1 protein-coding gene and 1 pseudogene are annotated in these 1,317 nt (G+C 63.4%); both read right to left on the bottom strand.

What is annotated here, in order from left to right; translation table 11 throughout:
- Window positions 1-804, bottom strand: a pseudogene (locus ACESMD_RS10540) (hypothetical protein); the annotation flags it as partial.
- A 199-nt stretch (window positions 805-1,003) separates the two neighbouring features.
- Window positions 1,004-1,207 carry a type II toxin-antitoxin system RelE/ParE family toxin gene (locus ACESMD_RS10535; protein ID WP_372612934.1) on the bottom strand — a complete coding sequence of 68 codons (204 nt, stop codon included), beginning with the start codon at window positions 1,205-1,207 and terminating at the stop codon, window positions 1,004-1,006.
- Window positions 1,208-1,317 lie beyond the last annotated feature (110 nt).

The raw sequence follows: 1,317 nt of genomic DNA, 5'->3' as shown, positions 1-1,317 counted from the left end.
GACCTGGAAGGCATCGAGCCAGAGGCCGCCCTCACCGTCGGCGAAGTCGCCGTCCAGGCGCAGCTGGGTCAGAGCGCCCACCAACTGGTCGGACTCGACGGCGAAATCGGTCAACTCGAGGCTGTCGAGAGTCTGCTCGCCCTCTTCCTCGTCCAGGCCGCGCAGCCCTTCCACCCGGAACCCGGCCAGGGTGAAGGACCCCTCGCCCATGTCGCCGAGGTCGCTGCCGGTGCCGGCGATACCGGTGATGTCCAGCAGGCCAATGGCCTGGTGAGACAGGGCTTCACCGCGCAGGCTGTCGATGGTCAGGCGGCCGGTTCCCCCTGCCATGGGCGTATCCTCGAAGACCTCTTGGGCAACATCGGAGGCCAGTTCGATGACGATGTTGTCGATGGCCAGGCTGCCCAGCCGCAGAGTGTCGGGGTCGAGATCACCGGCGGGCAGCACCGCCTGAGCCGGCTCGCCGAAGACGACACGCTCGACGCTCATCAGCAGAAGGTCGGTGAGGCTGTCCTCGACGCGGATGCCTTCCAGAGTGACCTCGTCGGGCTGGTCGTAATCGCCGCTGACGACGTAGCGGTCGATCAGCAGCCGTTCACCCTCCCGGTTGTCGAAACGGATGGATTCGGCGGTGGTGCGATTGCGGATCATGCCCTCGGAGACCTCGCCGATCTCGAGGGTACCGGGGCCGAAGAGGGCCCGCAGGTCGGCCTCCAGGCGCTCAGCATCGGCCATGGCCGGCGTGTAGGCAAGCATCAGGGCCAGGGCAGTCGTCGGCAAGGCCAGTGGGTGTGCAGCGAACATGCGTGTTCTCCAATAGGGTCTAAAGCGCGTCAAGATCGACAAGCCGCCAGCATCGCGGACTCAAGGGGCAGTTTATGCATAAGCGGCCACGCCTGCCTATCCTGTCGATATGCCGGCGCGTGATAAGCTATCGACAGTAAATTTGGACAGCGTACTTTGACAGAGTATTTGGGGTATGCGGAAGATCTGGTTGATACCGTTAGAAGCTGGCTTCCTTCTGGTGACGGATGGCTAACACTACCACTGTATCCCCATCGATGCGGTACCGGGCGATATAGCCGCTATCACCGTAGTCAATCAGCCAGTCTCGGTATTCCTCGGGCAGATCGTCAGTCGGACGTCCGATCCGGCCTGGCTGTCGATGATAACGTAGCGTTCGAACAGCCTCTACCGTGTGGTCCAAAGTGCTGCAGCCGTAGGCCCGGTAAGCGACAGCGCACCGGGCGGGATGACGGCGCCATCGCCCGGCAGAGCCGGCCTCCCACGAAGGTCAAACCCCTCACCGCATAACCG

It is taken from the genome of Halomonas sp. (assembly GCF_041689495.1).
Lineage (GTDB): Bacteria > Pseudomonadota > Gammaproteobacteria > Pseudomonadales > Halomonadaceae > Halomonas.
This window is presented reverse-complemented; position numbering and strand designations above follow the sequence as displayed.